Annotated in this window: 14 protein-coding genes; 4 read left to right on the forward strand and 10 right to left on the reverse strand. The window is 73.5% G+C overall.

Annotation, left to right across the window (positions count from 1 at the left end):
• Window positions 1-18: 18 nt before the first annotated feature.
• The 3 genes from AC07AZ_RS09970 to lipB form a co-directional block, all read right to left on the reverse strand.
• Window positions 19-219 carry an SCO2195 family GlnR-regulated protein gene (locus AC07AZ_RS09970; protein ID WP_478845705.1) on the reverse strand — a complete coding sequence of 67 codons (201 nt, stop codon included), beginning with the start codon at window positions 217-219 and terminating at the stop codon, window positions 19-21.
• A 326-nt stretch (window positions 220-545) separates the two neighbouring features.
• Complete coding sequence (lipA, locus tag AC07AZ_RS09975) at window positions 546-1511, reverse strand: lipoyl synthase (RefSeq protein WP_478845707.1); 966 nt, start codon at window positions 1509-1511, stop codon at window positions 546-548.
• Between the two features lie 175 nt (window positions 1512-1686).
• Window positions 1687-2529 carry a lipoyl(octanoyl) transferase LipB gene (lipB, locus tag AC07AZ_RS09980; RefSeq protein WP_478845709.1) on the reverse strand — a complete coding sequence of 281 codons (843 nt, stop codon included), beginning with the start codon at window positions 2527-2529 and terminating at the stop codon, window positions 1687-1689.
• Window positions 2530-2729: 200 nt separating this feature from the next.
• On the opposite strand from lipB, the gene AC07AZ_RS09985 reads away from it, so the two are divergent.
• Window positions 2730-4166 carry a regulator gene (locus AC07AZ_RS09985; RefSeq protein ID WP_478845711.1) on the forward strand — a complete coding sequence of 479 codons (1437 nt, stop codon included), beginning with the start codon at window positions 2730-2732 and terminating at the stop codon, window positions 4164-4166.
• A 416-nt stretch (window positions 4167-4582) separates the two neighbouring features.
• On the opposite strand, the gene AC07AZ_RS09990 is transcribed toward AC07AZ_RS09985, so the two are convergent.
• Window positions 4583-5962: an NAD(P)/FAD-dependent oxidoreductase gene (locus AC07AZ_RS09990; protein WP_478845713.1), complete on the reverse strand. Its 1380-nt coding sequence runs from the start codon at window positions 5960-5962 to the stop codon at window positions 4583-4585.
• 179 nt (window positions 5963-6141) lie between these two features.
• The gene (locus tag AC07AZ_RS09995) at window positions 6142-7038 is read right to left on the reverse strand and encodes a TIGR01777 family oxidoreductase (protein WP_478845715.1); all 897 of its coding nucleotides are present in this window, start codon (window positions 7036-7038) and stop codon (window positions 6142-6144) included.
• A gap of 73 nt (window positions 7039-7111) precedes the next feature.
• Between AC07AZ_RS09995 and AC07AZ_RS10000 the strand changes: the two genes are divergently transcribed.
• Window positions 7112-7600 (forward strand): N-acetyltransferase family protein, encoded by a 489-nt coding sequence (locus AC07AZ_RS10000; RefSeq protein ID WP_478845717.1) that lies wholly within the window; start codon window positions 7112-7114, stop codon window positions 7598-7600.
• A gap of 188 nt (window positions 7601-7788) precedes the next feature.
• Here the strand turns inward: AC07AZ_RS10000 and AC07AZ_RS10005 are convergent, their stop codons facing one another.
• The gene (locus tag AC07AZ_RS10005; RefSeq protein WP_478845719.1) at window positions 7789-8973 is read right to left on the reverse strand and encodes a MarP family serine protease; all 1185 of its coding nucleotides are present in this window, start codon (window positions 8971-8973) and stop codon (window positions 7789-7791) included.
• Window positions 8974-9242: 269 nt separating this feature from the next.
• Here AC07AZ_RS10005 and AC07AZ_RS10010 point away from each other — a divergent pair, with 269 nt between their 5' ends.
• Both AC07AZ_RS10010 and AC07AZ_RS10015 read left to right on the forward strand, forming a co-directional pair.
• Window positions 9243-9980 carry a peptidoglycan recognition protein family protein gene (locus AC07AZ_RS10010; protein ID WP_478845855.1) on the forward strand — a complete coding sequence of 246 codons (738 nt, stop codon included), beginning with the start codon at window positions 9243-9245 and terminating at the stop codon, window positions 9978-9980.
• Between the two features lie 376 nt (window positions 9981-10356).
• Window positions 10357-10587, forward strand: coding sequence for a hypothetical protein (locus AC07AZ_RS10015; protein ID WP_478845721.1), 231 nt, complete (start codon window positions 10357-10359; stop codon window positions 10585-10587).
• 95 nt (window positions 10588-10682) lie between these two features.
• On the opposite strand, the gene AC07AZ_RS10020 is transcribed toward AC07AZ_RS10015, so the two are convergent.
• The 4 genes from AC07AZ_RS10020 to AC07AZ_RS10035 all read right to left on the reverse strand — a co-directional run bounded on the left by AC07AZ_RS10020 (window position 10683) and on the right by AC07AZ_RS10035 (window position 16101).
• Complete coding sequence (locus tag AC07AZ_RS10020) at window positions 10683-11201, reverse strand: DUF4240 domain-containing protein (RefSeq protein WP_478845857.1); 519 nt, start codon at window positions 11199-11201, stop codon at window positions 10683-10685.
• Window positions 11202-11214: 13 nt separating this feature from the next.
• Entirely contained in the window at window positions 11215-12249 is a 1035-nt protein-coding gene (locus AC07AZ_RS10025; protein WP_478845723.1) for a helix-turn-helix transcriptional regulator, read from the reverse strand.
• A gap of 85 nt (window positions 12250-12334) precedes the next feature.
• Window positions 12335-15037 (reverse strand): pyruvate dehydrogenase (acetyl-transferring), homodimeric type, encoded by a 2703-nt coding sequence (gene aceE, locus AC07AZ_RS10030; protein WP_478845725.1) that lies wholly within the window; start codon window positions 15035-15037, stop codon window positions 12335-12337.
• A 440-nt stretch (window positions 15038-15477) separates the two neighbouring features.
• Window positions 15478-16101, reverse strand: a complete 624-nt coding sequence (locus tag AC07AZ_RS10035; RefSeq protein ID WP_478845727.1) for a GntR family transcriptional regulator — start codon at window positions 16099-16101, stop codon at window positions 15478-15480.
• Between the last annotated feature and the right edge of the window lie 61 nt (window positions 16102-16162).

Below are 16162 nucleotides of genomic sequence, written 5' to 3' on the forward strand. Positions count from 1 at the left end.
GAAAGGGGGAGGGCCGGCTCAGGGGCGCGCGGTGAAGGTCCGATCGACCACGAGCTGCGCCTCGACGCGGTCCTTGGCGCGGCGGCGGTCCTCCAGGACGGAGGTCCACGCGTTACGGCGGGCGGTGCGCTGGCCGCTGCTGAGGAGCAGCGACTCGACGGCGCGCAGCGCGTCGGTGAAGGACGGGATGGCTGTGGCGCGAACGGGCGCGGCCTGCATGATGGAGGTCCCCCCTCGGTACCGTTGCGGGTACGGGTTTACGTGCTGTGAGTCCAGGGTCACTGTTTGGTGTTACCAGGGCATGACCGACCGGTCAAACGCCAATGAAACCTTGATGCGGGACCCCCGAACGGGGACGCGGCCCCGACGGGTGCCCTCAGCTGCGAGGACGGTCGGGACCGCGTCATATCGGCCGCTACTGGCGAGTAGTCGCTTGTGCGTGAGTTCACACGGTTGCCGCACTCCTTACGGCGTACGGCGGGTGACGGTGGGTCAGGTGAACGGACCGGCGCCGCAGGCCGGACCGGCCCGACCCGAAAGCCCGGTCAGACGGCCTGCGAGGCGACATACTCGCCGCGCTTCTCGACCGCCATCCGGTACAGCCGCCCGGCGCGGTACGAGGAACGCACCAGCGGGCCGGACATGACCCCCGAGAAGCCGATCTGCTCGGCCTCCTCCTTCAGCTCCACGAACTCGTGCGGCTTGACCCAGCGCTCCACGGGGTGGTGGCGCACCGAGGGACGCAGGTACTGCGTGATGGTGACCAGCTCGCAGCCCGCGTCGTGCAGCTGCCGGAGCGCCTCGCCGACCTCCTCGCGGGTCTCGCCCATGCCGAGGATCAGGTTCGACTTGGTGACCAGGCCGTAGTCGCGGGCCTCGGTGATGACCTTCAGCGAACGCTCGTAGCGGAAGCCGGGGCGGATGCGCTTGAAGATCCGCGGGACCGTCTCGACGTTGTGCGCGAAGACCTCGGGGCGGGCGGAGAAGACCTCCGCGAGCTGCTCGGGCACCGCGTTGAAGTCGGGGGCCAGGAGCTCGACCTTGGTACGGCCCTCGGCGCGCTCCGCGGTCTGCCGGTGGATCTGGCGGACCGTCTCCGCGTACAGCCAGGCGCCGCCGTCGGCGAGGTCGTCACGCGCGACGCCGGTGATGGTGGCGTAGTTCAGGTCCATGGTGACCACGGACTCGCCGACGCGGCGCGGCTCGTCACGGTCCAGTGCCTCGGGCTTGCCGGTGTCGATCTGGCAGAAGTCGCAGCGCCGGGTGCACTGGTCGCCGCCGATGAGGAAGGTGGCCTCGCGGTCCTCCCAGCACTCGTAGATGTTGGGACAGCCGGCTTCCTGGCAGACCGTGTGCAGGCCCTCGCTCTTCACGAGGTTCTGCATCTTCGTGTACTCGGGACCCATTTTCGCCCGGGTCTTGATCCACTCGGGCTTGCGCTCGATGGGGGTCTGGCTGTTGCGGACCTCCAGGCGCAGCATCTTGCGTCCGTCGGGTGCGACTGCGGACACGACCGGCTCCCTAGCGTTTGATTCTTCGGCGTCCACCAGGGTACGCCCGTGCTTTTGATGGTTCTCCGGCGTCGGCGCGGGGCATGTCGAGGGCTGTCGCCCAGGGCCCGCGCTCGGGCCGAAGGCGCGAGCGCCCCTACGGGCAACGTCGGGCGGGCCGGGTTTATGCCGCGGCTCAGGCCGGGGCCCGGTCGATCTCGCGCGGCTTCAGCTCCGCGTGTTCGAGGACCTCGCGCAGATGGCGCTCGGCGACCGGCAGCACGTCCTCGATCGTCACGTCGCGGCCCAGTTCGCCGGCCAGCGAGGTGACGCCCGCGTCCCGGATGCCGCACGGGATGATCCGGTCGAACCACACGTTGTCGGGGTTCACGTTGAGCGAGAAGCCGTGCATGGTGACGCCCTTGGCGACCCGGATGCCGATCGCCGCGATCTTGCGGTCCTCGCGGCGCTGGCCGGCGTTGGAGGGGGCGTACTCGGGGCCGTTCAGACGCGGGTCGAACTCGTCGTCGTGCAGCCGCGGGTCGAAGTCGAGGGACAGTCCGCCGAGCGCCGGGCGCCGGGCCACCGGGTCGCCGAGGACCCACACCCCGCTGCGGCCCTCGACGCGGGTGGTCTCCAGACCGAACTCCGCGCAGGTGCGGATCAGGGCCTCCTCCAGGCGCCGTACGTGCGCCACCACGTCCACCGGACGCGGCAGTTTCTGGATGGGGTAGCCCACCAGCTGGCCCGGGCCGTGCCAGGTGATCTTGCCGCCGCGGTCCACGTCGATCACCGGGGTGCCGTCGAGCGGGCGCTCGTTGTCCGCCGTGCGCCGGCCGGCCGTGTAGACCGGGGGGTGTTCGAGAAGGAGCACGGTGTCGGGGACCTCGTCCCCGAAGCGTGCCGCGTGCACCCGGCGCTGCTCGTCCCACGCCTCCTGGTACTCGACGGCCTCGGCACCGAATCCCATGCGGACGAACCGCAACCCACTCACGGCAAGCGCCTCCTCGGAAGCTCGTAAGGCACGAAGCGTGCCCACGCCACTGTACGTCCGGCCGCGTCGCGTCAGCCCAGGGGGCAATTCTCACACGATCGGATGAATGAACACCGAAGTGTGCGATCGCCCGCTCACGCTCCGCTACATTCGCGCCGTTCAGGAGGCCATAACGGCTGCTCACAGGCAATCCGGGCAGGGCGGCGGCCGCCGCGAGGCCCGAAAGGCAGGAGACCGCACCGCAGATGACGGAACGACCCGCGCAGCGCACGCCCAACCGACAGCTCGCCGCGCTCATCGCAGAAGCGGGGTTCTCCAACGCGGGTCTCGCCCGTCGCGTGGACCAGCTCGGTCTCGAACACGGACTGGACCTGAGATACGACAAGACGTCCGTCACCCGGTGGCTGCGCGGACAGCAGCCCCGAGGCACCACCCCGGCCCTGATCGCCGAGGTCTTCACGCGCCGGCTCGGGCGCCGCCTGAGCGCCCAGGATCTCGGGCTCGACGCCTGCGCACCCGTGTACGCCGGCCTGGAGTTCGCCGCCACCCCCGAGGAGGCCGTCGACATCGTCGGCGGGCTGTGGCGCAAGGACTCCGGCAGCCACGCCGAACTGCGCAAGATCGCCTTCACCCCGGCGGGCCTCGTCGTGCCCAGCCGGGACTGGCTGATCGGGCGGGCCGACGACCGGGTGGCCCGCGGCGAACCACCGCTGCGCGTCCCCGCCCAGGGCCGCCCGGGGGTGCCCCGCCAGCGCGGCCAGGTCGAGCGCGGCCCCGGCCAGAGGGTCAGCGGCGGCGACATCGCCGCGCTCCGCTCGGTCGGCGAACTGTTCCGCTCCCTCGACGACATGTACGGCGGCGGACACGCCCGGCAGGCCCTCGTGCGCTATCTGGAGCACGAGTGCGAGCCGATGCTGCGCGGCACCTACGGCGAGCAGACCGGCCGCCGGCTGTTCGCGGCGGCCGCCGACCTGACCCGGCTCGCCGGCTGGACGTCGTACGACATCGCGGCGCACGGACTCGCCCAGCGCTACTTCGTGCAGGCGCTGCGGTTGTCGCAGGCGGCCGCGGACCGGGCGTACGGCTCCTACGTGCTGGTCACGATGAGCCGGCAGGCCGTCTACCTCGGGCACGGCAGGGAGGCGGTGCAGCTCGCCCGGGTGGCACAGCAGGGCGTCGGCACCAGCGCCCCACCCGTCGTGCAGGCACTTCTGCACTCGGCCGAGGCGCGCGCCCACGGGGTGCTCGGCGAGGTACGGGCCTGCACCGCCTCGCTGGTACGGGCCGAACGCGCCCTGGAGGCCGCCCGGCCCGGCGACGAGGTCCCGCACTGGGCCCGGTTCTTCGACGAGGCCCAGCTCGCCGACGAGTTCGGGCACTGCCACCGCGACCTCCAGCAGTTCCGCGCGGCCGCCCAGCACGCGGAGCGCTCGCTGCACCTGCGTGCTCCCGTCTACGCCCGCAGCCGCCTGTTCTGCCGGGTCGTCCTGGCCTCCGCCCGGCTCGGCCTCGGCGAACTCGACCAGGCCTGCCAGCTGGGCGCCGAAGCGGCCGGGGCGGCGGCGGAGATGCGGTCGGTCCGGGCGATCGAGTACGTCCGGGACTTCGAACGCCGGCTGGAGCCGTACAAGGACGCGGCCCCGGTCCGCGGCTACCGCGACAGGATCGCGACCCTGGGCTGACGAGGCACCGGCTGACAGGAGTTGGTGCGGCCGGGGCGCCGGGCTGGTGACTTTCGGCCGGTGTGCGGCGGGGTCTGTCTCGCGGTGGCGGCGGTCGGCGGGCCACGCGGCGCCTTCTCCGGGGCGTCGCGTGGCCGCCGGTGGGCGGGTTGCGCTGCCCTGGCCGCCGGGGCCGCTCCGGTGCGGCCCGGGTGCCGCCCGGGGTGCCGGGCCGGGTGGCTCTCCTCGGTCGGCGTCCGGCTGCCCAGCGGCCAGCGGCCCAGCGGGCGGCCGTTGGTCGGCCGGTGCCGGCCGCGCAGCGCTCGCTGCCGACCGCACTGCGACCTCGCCGCCCGGGTCGCTCCGGTGCGGCCGGGTGCCGGGCCAGGGTGATGTGCCTGGCCCCGCGCTCGTGGCTGGTCCGTGTCTGTCGGGCGTCAGGCTGCCGGGCGTAAGGCTCGTGGTGGGTCCGCCGTGTGCAGGGACTCGGTCGCGCCCAGGTCCGTCAGGATCGCGGACGCGGCGCGGTGGCCCGAATGCAGCGCGCCCTGGACCGTGCTGGTGTCCCGGTGGTCGCCGCACACGTACAGACCCGCCAGCAGGCGCACCGGACGGCGCAGGTCGTGCGGTGCGCGCATGGCCGGCACGGCCTCCGGGGTGTGACGCACGGCCAGCGTCTCCCAGGACGCGGTCGAGGTGCCGTAGAGCCGGGACAGGTGCCTGCGTACGGCGGTGTCGACGTCGGGCGGCGGCGGTCCCAGGACCGTCGAGGAGACGAGCGCCCGGCCCGCGGGCGCCCGGCTCGGGTCGACCTCGCTGACCACCGCCGTGTGCGCGACCGGGCCCCCGCGGTCCGCGTCGAGCAGCAGGGCGGCCCCGGTCGCCGGCGGCTCGTCCGTCGTGTGGTGCACCACCGTCACCGGATGGAACTCGGGCACCCGCAGACCGGGCAGCAGCTCGGCGGCGGCCCGCGCGTCCGTCGCGACGAGCACCGCCCGGCAGTTGATCTCCCCGTGCCCGGCGGTGGTCACCGAGGTCGTGGAGACGGCGGTCACCCGCACGCCGGTGTGCACGGTGCCCGGCGGCAGCGCCCGCGCGAGCAGTTCCGGCAGCGCCTCCGCGCCGCCCTCCGGCACGCACAGCCGCCCCCGGGCGAAGGCCCGCAGCGCCAGGTCCGCGCACCGGCTGGACGTGGTCAGCCCCGGGTCGCACAGCAGCGCGGCCAGCAGGGGGCGCAGGAACCCTTCGATCGTGCGGGCGGGGACCCCGCGGGCGGCGAGGGCCTGGCCGGCGGGCAGATCGGGGCGGGCCAGCAGCCGTTCGGCGGGCGTGCCCGCGAGCCGGGTCAGGGCCACGCCGAGCCGGGCCTGGTCGACGGGGGTCCCCAGGGGGGCGCCCGCGAGGGCTCTGGGGGCGGACGTGCCGCGGGGGGCGTGCCGGGGAGCGTGCCGGGGGGCGCTTGCCAGGGCGCGCGCAGCGTGGAGCGCGCCCCTCGCGCCCCCCGCGTCGGCCGGGGTGCCCGCCCGGTGATGCCGGCCGTCGGCGTGCAGCAGGACACCGGGCGCGAAGAGACGCAGGACGAGCGCGTCGAGCCCGGGAGTGCGGCGTAGTTCGGGATACGCGGTGGACAGGAGCTGTCCGATCCGGTCGAGCCGGAAGCCGTCCACCTTCTCCGTCGTCATGCGGCCGCCCGCACAGGGGGCGGCATCGAGGACCGCGGTCCTCACTCCTGCGCTGGTCAACCGGTGCGCGGCCGAGAGTCCGGCGACCCCGGCCCCCACCACCACGACGTCCGCCTGGTATGCGGGCTCAAGCACGTGCCCCTCCTCGAGGTTGCGCGGCCGGCGGGAGCGTACCGCTCCCAACTGGCTCCGGGAATACCCGAGTTCGGCTTGAGATTAGGACCGTGACCGGTCGGGGGGAGTCGCGCACGCACAGGGCACGGACGCACGGCGGTCGCATACGTCATACCCGGCCGCGAAACAGCGCACGGCGGTCACAGCGCAGCCCTGATCGCCCCCTCGATCTCCGGGAACGCGAAGGTGAACCCCGACTCCAACAGGCGCATCGGCAACACCCGTTGGCTGCCCAGCACGTCCCCGGCCATCTCGCCGAGCGCGGCCCGCAGCACCGGCGCGGGCACCGCGAACGCCGTCGGCCGGTGCAGCACGCGCCCCATCGCCTCGGTGATCTCACGGTTCGTCAGCGGGTGCGGCGCGGTCAGGTTGAACGGCCCGGACAGACCGTCGGTGTCGATGAGATGGCGGATCGCGGCCACCTCGTCGTGCAGCGACACGAACGACCAGTACTGCCGCCCGTCGCCCAGACGTCCGCCGAGCCCCGCCTTCACGAGAGGGAACAGCCGTCCCCACGCCCCGCCGTCGCGGGCCACCACGAGCCCGGTGCGCGCGAACGCCGTCCGCACGCCCGCCTTCGCCGCGGGCGCCGCGGCCGCCTCCCACTCCACGCACACCCCGGGCAGGAAACCCTCCCCGGGCGGAGCGTCCTCGTCCACGGGCCGGTCGCCGGTCTCCCCGTAGATGCCGATCGCGCTGCCGTTCACGAACACGCGCGGTGGGGTGTCCAGCGAGGCCACGGCCTCGGCGAGGGTCGCCGTGCCGAGCACCCGGCTGCCGCGGATGCGCGCCTTGTACGCGTCCGTCCAGCGGCGCGAGCCCACCCCCGCCCCGGCCAGGTTCACCACGGCGTCGCACCCGGCGAGTCCGGCCGTGTCCACGTACCGACGCTCGGGGTCCCAGCGCACCTCGTCCTCGGCTTCGGGTGTACGGCGCACCAGCCGTACCACTTCGTGCCCGTCGGCCCGCAGGGACCGCGTCAGGGCGCCGCCGATGAGGCCGGACGCGCCGGCCACCGCGATTCGGGAACGTTCCATGCCTCCATCCTGCCCCTCGGCCGGGGAAAACCTCCGAGCGGGGCGCCCGGACGGCCGCCGTAGGGTGACCGGCATGCCCGTTCCGCACATACGTCACGCCACTGACGACGACGAGGAGACGCTCGGCCGGCTCGACCGGGCCACCTGGTCCACCCTGCACGCCGTACAGCCGCGTCCCCGGCCGCCCTACCCGCCGTTCTACAACGAGCGGTTCGGGCCGCGGGACCACCTCGTGGCCGAACTGGACGGGAAGGTCGTCGGATACCTCCGCATGGGCTTCCCGACGTCCCTGGCGTGCAACACCCATGTCCGCCAGATCCAGGGTCTCGCCGTCGCCGACGAGGCGCGCGGCGCCGGGGTCGGGCGGGAGCTGGTGCGGGCCGCGGTGCGGGAGGCCACGCGGCTCGGGGCGCGGCGCCTGACCCTGCGCGTCCTGGGCCACAACACCGCGGCCCGGGCACTCTACGAGTCCGAGGGCTTCGTGGTGGAGGGCGTGCTGCCCGAGGAGTTCCTGCTGGACGGCGAGTACGTCGACGACGTCCTCATGGGACGCGGTCTGTGACCTGCCCCGCCACACCCCCGCTCCCCGCCTCCACCGACGATGCGACCGGCCGCCGCGGCACAGCGCCGTTCGGGTGAACCCGGACCCCGCCGTGCCGGACCCCGCCGTACCGGAGCCCGCCGTGCCGGAGCCCGCCGTGCCGGAGCCCGCCGTGCCGGACTCCGCCGTGCCGCGCGTGCCCGTTCCGCTCAGGAGGTGACGAGGTCTCCGGTGTCCACCGGTGCCGTCGCGTCCGCCGCGCGCCGGGCGTCGGGGGCGACCTCGGCCGCCGTCAGGACGTAGCCCGTCTCGTCGTCGGAGGTGGACCGGGCGAAGACGACGCCGTAGACCCTGCCGTCGGTGGTCAGCAGGGGGCCTCCGGAGTTGCCGGGGCGGACCGTGGACCGGATCGAGTAGATCTCGCGGGTGACGGTCGCGTCGTTGTAGATGTTCCGCCCCGTGGCCCGGACCCGGCCGGCGACCGTCGCCGCCTGGAGGTTCAGGTCGCCGTCCTGCGGATAGCCCGCGACGACCGCGGAGTCGCCGCGCACGGCCTGGTCGTCGAAGCGCAGCACCGGCGCCCGCAGACCGGGCACGTACAGCACGGCCACGTCCTTCTGCGGGTCGAAGAGCACCACCCGCGCCTCGTACGACCGCCCGACGCCGCCGATCCGCACGGTCGGCCGGTCGATGCCCGCCACCACGTGCGCGTTGGTCATGACGTGCTCCGCCGCGTACACGAAGCCGCTGCCCTCGCGGCCCTGGTCGCCGGAGACGCCCTCGATCTTCACCGTGCTGGTCCTGGCGGCGTTCGTGGCGCTCGCCGTGACGCTGTCGCCGGTGGGCTTGGCGACCTCGGCCGTCGACTCGTTCTCGAACGGGTTGAACACCTGCGGGAAACCCGCCTCGGTGAGCGCGGACGTGGCACGGGAGAACCAGGTCGGCGTGGTGTCCGGCATGGCGTCCTGTACGGCGCCCAGCAGCACGGAGTCCCGGATGGCCGTGGTGACCAGCGGGGAGGAGGACACGCCCAGCACGCTCGCGGCCACCCAGGCCACGATCAGCACGGCCACCGAGTTGGCGGCGGCCCCGCCGATCCCGTCGGCCGCCCGGAGGGGCCCGTCGTCCAGTTCGCGGCGCAGTTTCAGCGCCAGCCGGCCCGCCAGCTCGTGCCCCAGGACGCCCGGCATCAGCACGGTCAGCACCGCGGTGACCGTCGCCGCGGTGGTGCCCGGCGTGGCCAGGTCCATCATCCAGGGCAGCGCCCACACGCCGACGACCGCGCCGCCCACGAAGCCGGCCAGCGACACACAGCCGGCCACCAGCCCCCGCCGGTAACCGGAAGCCGCGTAGGCCAGAACGACCAGCAACAGCACGATGTCGAGCAGGTCCACGGAGCCGCCTTTCTCTCGGACCCCTCAGGGGGCGTCTCCTAGTACGCGCCGGACGGGCCCGGTGATCAGCCGACCGCGCGCGGCCCCGGAACCGGCCGCACGTGCGTCCACCCGGGAAAACGTCGCGGACCAGGACGATGGTTCCACCGGGTGGCACAGCACACATCGCGGACCGGGCGGATCGGTCCGACAGTGGGTCCATGCGTGTCTTCCGAAGAGCGCGGGGGGCGCGGAAACGGCGGGCGGTACGAATACCCCGTGCCGTGGCCGTGCTGCTGGCCTGCCTGCCCGCGATCACCGCCGTCGGGGCGCTGGCCCTGTGCGCCGGCGACGTCGGCCGCGAGGGCGGGGCGACGGCCCGGCCGGCGGCCGTGATCCGCCCCGACGGCCGTCACACCGCGCCCCGACCACGGATCGTGCCGAGGTCGGCCTGGGTCGGCGTCGACTCCCCGGCCCCGCCGCCACCGCGCTACGACGACAAGGTCGTCGCCGTCTTCGTCCACCACACCGACTCGCCCAACGACTACGCCTGCGCCGACGCGCCCCGCGTCATCCGCTACCTGGCGGCGGGCCAGACCGGCGCCCGCCAGTGGGACGACATCGGCTACAACTTCCTCGTCGACCGCTGCGGCACCATCTACGAGGGCCGCGCCGGCGGCGTCGACCGGCCCGTCACCGGCGCCCACACCCAGGGCTTCAACCACCGCACCGCGGGCATCGCCGCGCTCGGCACGTTCACGGCCGGGGTGCCCGTGCCCCGGGCGATGACCGAGGCGATCGCCGCGCTGGCCGCATGGAAGCTGGGCCTGGCGGGCGTCGACCCGCGAGCCGAGGTCAAACTGGTCTCCAGCAACAGCCACAGCCGGTTCGCGGCCGGCACCTCCACCACCCTGCCCGCCCTCGCGGGCCATAGAGACGGCTACATGACGAGCTGCCCCGGCGCGGCCCTCAGCGCCCGCCTGCCCGCCATCAGGGAACGGGCGGCACTGCTCCAGGGCCGCAGGTGAGCCGGCCCCGCCGCCTTCCGTACGGCGGCCTCACCCGGCGGGGTGACGACCGCGCGGGGCCCGCGCCGCGAGGACGCCCCGGCGCGCGGGACCCCGGCACGCCGGGTCCAGCGGACCCGGGCGCGCAAGTTCACCCGGCCCCGGCCCACCGGCCCCGGGCGTGCAGGCGCCCCGACCGCAGGTCCACCCGGCCCCGGCCCCACCAGACGCCAGGCGTGCAGGCGCCCCGACCGCAGGTCCACGCGACCCTGGCCCACCGGACCCCAGGCACCCCGGCCCCGACCGCAGGTCCACAGGAAGCCCACAGCCGCTCCGCAGACCACTCAGATCCCCACGATCTACGGTCGTCAGCAGAAGCCGACCGGAGGTGGGGATCATGAACAGCAGTCGTACGGAAGCCACGCAGCGGTCCGCGGGGTGGAGCAGGGCCGCCCGCGGGCCCTGGACGGTGGTCTGCGCCGTCGCGACCGTCATCCTGGGTCCGGCCGCGGTCACGGCGTCCGCCCTGGACCAGGCGAACGCGGCACCGCTGTACCACGCGGTGAAGGCCGACCAGAAGCAGGCGTACATCCCGGCCGACCAGGGTCGGCGCCGCGTCCCGGCCTGAACGGGGCCGGGCTTCTCCCACCCGGACAGCCGGTGCCGTCGGCCGCGGGTGCGGCGTGGCCGGTCGCGCGGTTCCCCGCGCCCCCTGGGGGCTCGTCAGCCCCTGAACCGCTCCCACAGCTTGGGGAAGCGTTCCGCCAGTACGTGGTCGTGCTCGAAGTCGACCGGTGTGCCCGCCGGTTCGGCGGGCGGGGGCTGGATGCCGAGGTCGGGGGCGACGGTCCCGGTGAGCTGTTCGTAGGCCTCGTCGGCCGCGTAGCCGAGATCCTCGCCGTCGCCGTCGACCTCCTCGTCGAAGTCGTCCAGAAGACCGGCCAGGGAGTCGGCGTCGTGCACCGCGCCCTCGTACACCTCGCGGCCCTGGCCGATCAGCCAGCAGCGGAAGAAGTCGAAGGCGTCGTCGCTCGCCCCGTCCAGCAGGACCGCGGCGGCGCCCCAGAGGTCCCAGGTGTAGGCGCGGTTGTAGCGGGCCTCGAAGTGACGGGCGAAGTCGAGGACCCACTCGGGGTCGAACTGGAGCAGCCGGTCCACGAGCAGGTCGGCCTGGTCCTCCGGGTCGCCCCCGGCGGCCTCCCGGGTGGCGTCGACCAGCTCCCAGAACTCCGTCTCGTCCATCACGGGACAAGCATCAGCCCTGGAGGGGTGAGGCGCACGCGGAGTGCGGCGGATTGTTATGTCCCGTACAGCCCGGCTGTCCGTACAGCCCGGCCAGCCGCAGCGCGTCGGCGGCGAAGCGCGCCCGCAGCCTCCGCGGCGCCAGCACCTCCACCTCGGGTCCGAGCGCGGTGAGCTGGGTGTGGGCGACCTCCTCGGACTCCACGGGCAGGTCCACCGTCACCAGGCCCTCGCCGTCCGGGGCGCCCGCCGACCCCAGCGCCTCGCGGGCGGCGGGCGGATCGACGACGTACGGCAGTCTCCGCACTCCCTCCGGCGACAGCCGCACCCGGACCTCGGCGCGCAGGATCGACCGCGCGAACTGCCCGGCCCGCTCCGCCCAGAAGTCCGGCAGGTCGAACTCCGCGGCGCGGGCGAAGCGTTCGCCGGCCGCCTCCACCGCCGTGAACCGGTCGAGGCGGTACACGCGGAGGGAGCCGCCGTCCGTCACCCGCGCGCACAGATACCAGACGCCCGCCTTCAGCACGAGTCCGTACGGCTCCAGCTCGCGTGCCACCTCCGCCTCCCGGCGCCGGTAGCGCGCGGTGATCCGCCGGTCGTCCCACACCGCCTCCGCGACGGCGGGCAGCAGCTCGGGCGTCCCGGGCTCCTGGAACCAGCTCGGCGCGTCCAGGTGGAAGCGCTGCGCCGCCGTCCGGGAGGCGTCCTGGAGGGAGGGCAGCAGGGCCGCGGACACCTTGAGCCGGGCGGCGGAGGCGGTGTCCGCCAGGCCCATCTCGCGCAGCGCGGCGGGGACGCCGCTGAGGAACAGCGCCTCGGCCTCGCTCCGGGCCAGCCCGGTCAGCCGGGTGCGGTAGCCCCCGACCAGGCGGTACCCGCCGGCCCGCCCCCGGTCCGCGTACACCGGGACCCCCGCCTCGGACAGCGCCTGCGCGTCCCGGGTGACCGTCCGCTCGGACACCTCCAGCTCCCGCGCCAGCTCGGCGGCGGTCATCGAGGGCCGGGACTGGAGCAGCAGCACCATTCTGATCAGCCGGGCAGCGCGCATACGGCCATCATGCCGGGACCCACCGACAACGAAGGGGCACGGCAGCCGCCGTACCCCTTCGCCGGACTTCCTGTCAGCCCGAGCCCTACAGGCCGTAGCGCTCCCGGGCCTCCTTGACCGCGGACGCCTTGACCTCGCCGCGGCGGGCCAGCTGGGCCAGGGCGGCGACGACGATCGACTGGGCGTCGACGCCGAAGTGGCGGCGGGCCGCGTCCCGGGTGTCGGAGAGGCCGAAGCCGTCCGCGCCCAGCGACGAGTAGTCCTGCTCCACCCACTGCGCGATCTGGTCCGGGACCTGGCGCATGTAGTCGGAGACCGCGAGCACCGGGCCCTCGGCGCCGGCCAGCGCCTGCCGGACGTACGGCAGCCGCTCCTCGCCGCGCAGCAGGGCCGCGTCGGCCGCCAGCGCGTCCCGGCGCAGTTCCGTCCAAGAGGTCGCGGACCAGACGTCGGCCGCGACGCCCCATTCCTCGGCGAGCAGCTGCTGCGCCGCGAGCGTCCAGTGGATCGCCGTGCCGGAGCCCAGGAGCTGGATGCGCGGGGCGTTGGCCACCGGGGACAGTCCGGCCGACTCCGCGGTGTTGAAGCGGTACAGACCCTTGACGATGCCCTCGTCCACACCGGGTACGGACGGCTTCGCCGGCTGCGGCATCGGCTCGTTGTAGACGGTGAGGTAGTAGAAGACGTTCGGGTCCTCGTCGGGCCTGGCCGCGCCGTACATCCGGCGCAGACCGTCCTTGACGATCGCCGCCACCTCGTAGGCGAACGCGGGGTCGTAGGTCAGCGCGGCCGGGTTGGTCGCGGCGATCACGGGGGAGTGGCCGTCGGCGTGCTGGAGGCCCTCGCCCGTCAGCGTCGTACGGCCGGCCGTGGCGCCGACGAGGAAACCGCGGCCGAGCTGGTCGGCGAGCTGCCACATCTGGTCGGCCGTGCGCTGCCAGCCGAACATCGAGTAGAAGATGTAGAACGGGATCATCGCCTCACCGTGCGTGGAGTACGCGGTGGACGCGGCGATGAAGTCGGCCATCGAACCGGCCTCGGTGATCCCCTCGTTGAGGATCTGGCCGTTCTTGGCCTCCTTGTAGTACATCAGCTGGTCGCGGTCGACCGGCTCGTACGTCTGCCCCTTCGGCGAGTAGATGCCGAGGGAGGGGAAGAGGCTCTCCATGCCGAAGGTGCGCGCCTCGTCGGGGACGATCGGCACCCAGCGCCGGCCGGTCTCCTTGTCGCGGACCAGGTCCTTGACCAGACGGACGAACGCCATGGTCGTGGCGATGTTCTGGGCGCCGGAGCCCTTGTCGAAGGAGGCGAACGCCTTCTCGGCGGGGGCGGGCAGCGGGGCGAGGGCGTGCGTACGGCGGGCCGGGGCAGGGCCGCCGAGGGCCGCGCGGCGCTCCTGGAGGTAGCGGACCTCGGGGGCGTCGGCGCCCGGGTGGCCGTAGGGCACCACGCCGTCGACGAAGTCGCTGTCCCTGATCGGCAGCTCCAGCAGGTCGCGCATCGCCTTGAACTCGTCCACCGAGAGCTTCTTCATCTGGTGGTTGGCGTTCTTCGAGGCGAAGCCCTCACCGAGGGTGTGGCCCTTGACCGTCTGCGCCAGGATGACCGTCGGCGCGCCCTCGAACTCCACGGCCGCCTTGTAGGCCGCGTAGACCTTGCGGGCCTCGTGGCCGCCGCGGGAGAGGTGGAAGCACTCCAGGATCTTGTCGTCGCTCAGCAGCTTCGCCATCTCGGCGAGCGCCGGGTCCCGGCCGAAGAAGTCCTCGCGGATGTAGGCGGCGCCCCTGGTCTGGTACGTCTGGACCTGGGCGTCGGGTACCTCGCGCAGCCGGCGCACCAGCGCGCCCGTGGTGTCGAGCTGGAACAGCTCGTCCCAGGCGGAGCCCCACAGCGACTTGATCACGTTCCAGCCGGCGCCCCGGAACTGGGCCTCCAGCTCCTGCACGATCTTGAAGTTGGCGCGGACCGGGCCGTCGAGGCGCTGCAGGTTGCAGTTGATGACGAAGGTCAGGTTGTCCAGGCCCTCGCGGGAGGCGAGTGCCAGTGCCGCCGTCGACTCGGGCTCGTCCATCTCGCCGTCGCCGAGGAACGCCCAGACGTGGGACTGCGAGACGTCCTTGATGCCGCGGTTGGTGAGATAGCGGTTGAAGCGCGCCTGGTAGATGGCGGAGAGCGGGCCGAGGCCCATCGACACCGTCGGGAACTCCCACAGCCAGGGCAGCCGGCGCGGGTGCGGGTACGACGGGAGGCCGTCGCCGCCCGCCTCCTGGCGGAAGTTGTCGAGGTGCTGCTCGGTCAGCCGGCCGTCGAGGAAGGCGCGGGCGTAGATGCCGGGGGAGGCGTGGCCCTGGATGTAGAGCTGGTCGCCCGAACCGTCGGCCTCCTTGCCCTTGAAGAAGTGGTTGAAGCCGGTCTCGTACAGCCAGGCCGCGGAGGCGAAGGTGGCGATGTGGCCGCCGACGCCGTGCTTCGCGCCCCGGGTGACCATCGCGGCCGCGTTCCAGCGGTTCCACGCGGTGATCCGGCGCTCCATCTCCGGGTCACCGGGCGCGGACGGCTCGGCGGCGGTCGGGATGGAGTTGACGTAGTCGGTCTCCAGCAGCTTGGGCAGCGCGATGCCGTTGCCCTCCGCGCGCTCCAGCGTGCGGCGCATCAGGTACGCGGCACGGTGCGGCCCGGCCGCCTTGGTGACGGCGTCGAGGGAGGCCTGCCATTCGGCGGTCTCCTCGGGGTCGCGGTCCGGGAGCTGGTCGAGCTCGCTCGGCTGGATGGCGTTGGGGTCGGTCATGTCGCCGCCTTCCTCAGTCGAAGGGGTTCCCTGTGGGGTATTCGGGGGGTGCCCTTTGTCTTTGGCAGGACAGGGCGTGCGCTCTGGTAGGAGCCCGTCGGTGACTGTAACTCCCTGATCGATGATCGATCAAAGGGTTGAGGGGCAAAACCTCTTGATCACGAGAAAGTCGGCACGCGGTGCCTCGGCCGAAGGCACGGGGTGTCGTGTTCCCGCCCGGATCCTTCGCCCGCCCCGGGCGGGTTTTCGCAGGTGAGCGGGGGCGCGCTCGTCAGCTCGCGACCGGCTCGGGGACGACTCCGGACCGGCTCCGGAGCGGCTCAGGAACAGCTCAGGGAAGACTCAGGGGCGTTCAGGAACGGCTCGGGGCGAGGTCGGCAGCTGCGCGGCGGCGGCCCGTCACAGGATCAGGACCGGCTCTGGACCGGCTCAGGACCGGCTCAGGGTCGTGGCGCACAGCCCAGGACATGGGCCTTCACGATCTCGGCGATCCGGGGATCGCGCCGCCGGAAAGCGGCCACCAGCTCCTCGTGCTCCTCCGCGTAGGACTGCTGCACCGTCCCCAGCCAGCGGATCGACAGCGCGGTGAACACCTCGATGCCGAGCCCCTCCCAGGTGTGCAGCAGCACCGAGTTGCCGGCCGCCCGCACCAGCTCCCGGTGGAAGCCCACCGTGTGCCGCACCTGGCCCGTGCCGTCCGCCCTGCGGTCCGCCTCGTACAGGGCCGCGACGTGCGGTTCCAGGGCCGAGCAGTCCTCCGCCAGCCCCACCGCCGCCAGTTCCGCCGCGATCGCCTCCAGGCCGGCCCGCACCGGGTAGCTCTCTTCCAGGTCGGCCGCGGTCAGATTGCGGACGCGTACGCCCTTGTTCGGCGCCGACTCGATCAGCCGCAGCGACTCCAGCTCGCGCAGCGCCTCCCGCACCGGGGTCTGGCTGACCTCCAGCTCGGTGGCGATCCGGCGCTCCACGATCCGCTCGCCCGGCTTCCAGCGCCCGCTGACGATCCCCTCCACGATGTGCTCGCGGATCTGCTCGCGCAGCGAGTGGACGACGGGCGCGGTCATGAGGGCTCCTTAGGGAGGGGCCGCCCATCGGCCCCTGGGGCGTTTGACGTTTAGACAATAA

The sequence above is a fragment of the Streptomyces sp. NPDC043878 genome, assembly GCF_056435735.1.

What these genes read in the sequence shown, in the direction of transcription:
- AC07AZ_RS10020 (WP_478845857.1), bottom strand. Translation starts at nt 11,201, where the DNA reads ATGGACGAGACGGAGTTCTGGGAGCTGGTCGACGCCACCCGGGAGGCC.
- AC07AZ_RS10000 (WP_478845717.1), top strand. Translation starts at nt 7,112, where the DNA reads ATGCCCGTTCCGCACATACGTCACGCCACTGACGACGACGAGGAGACG.
- AC07AZ_RS09970 (WP_478845705.1), bottom strand. Translation starts at nt 219, where the DNA reads ATGCAGGCCGCGCCCGTTCGCGCCACAGCCATCCCGTCCTTCACCGAC.
- AC07AZ_RS09985 (WP_478845711.1), top strand. Translation starts at nt 2,730, where the DNA reads ATGACGGAACGACCCGCGCAGCGCACGCCCAACCGACAGCTCGCCGCG.
- AC07AZ_RS10035 (WP_478845727.1), bottom strand. Translation starts at nt 16,101, where the DNA reads ATGACCGCGCCCGTCGTCCACTCGCTGCGCGAGCAGATCCGCGAGCAC.
- aceE (WP_478845725.1), bottom strand. Translation starts at nt 15,037, where the DNA reads ATGACCGACCCCAACGCCATCCAGCCGAGCGAGCTCGACCAGCTCCCG.
- AC07AZ_RS10015 (WP_478845721.1), top strand. Translation starts at nt 10,357, where the DNA reads ATGAACAGCAGTCGTACGGAAGCCACGCAGCGGTCCGCGGGGTGGAGC.
- AC07AZ_RS10025 (WP_478845723.1), bottom strand. Translation starts at nt 12,249, where the DNA reads ATGCGCGCTGCCCGGCTGATCAGAATGGTGCTGCTGCTCCAGTCCCGG.
- AC07AZ_RS09995 (WP_478845715.1), bottom strand. Translation starts at nt 7,038, where the DNA reads ATGGAACGTTCCCGAATCGCGGTGGCCGGCGCGTCCGGCCTCATCGGC.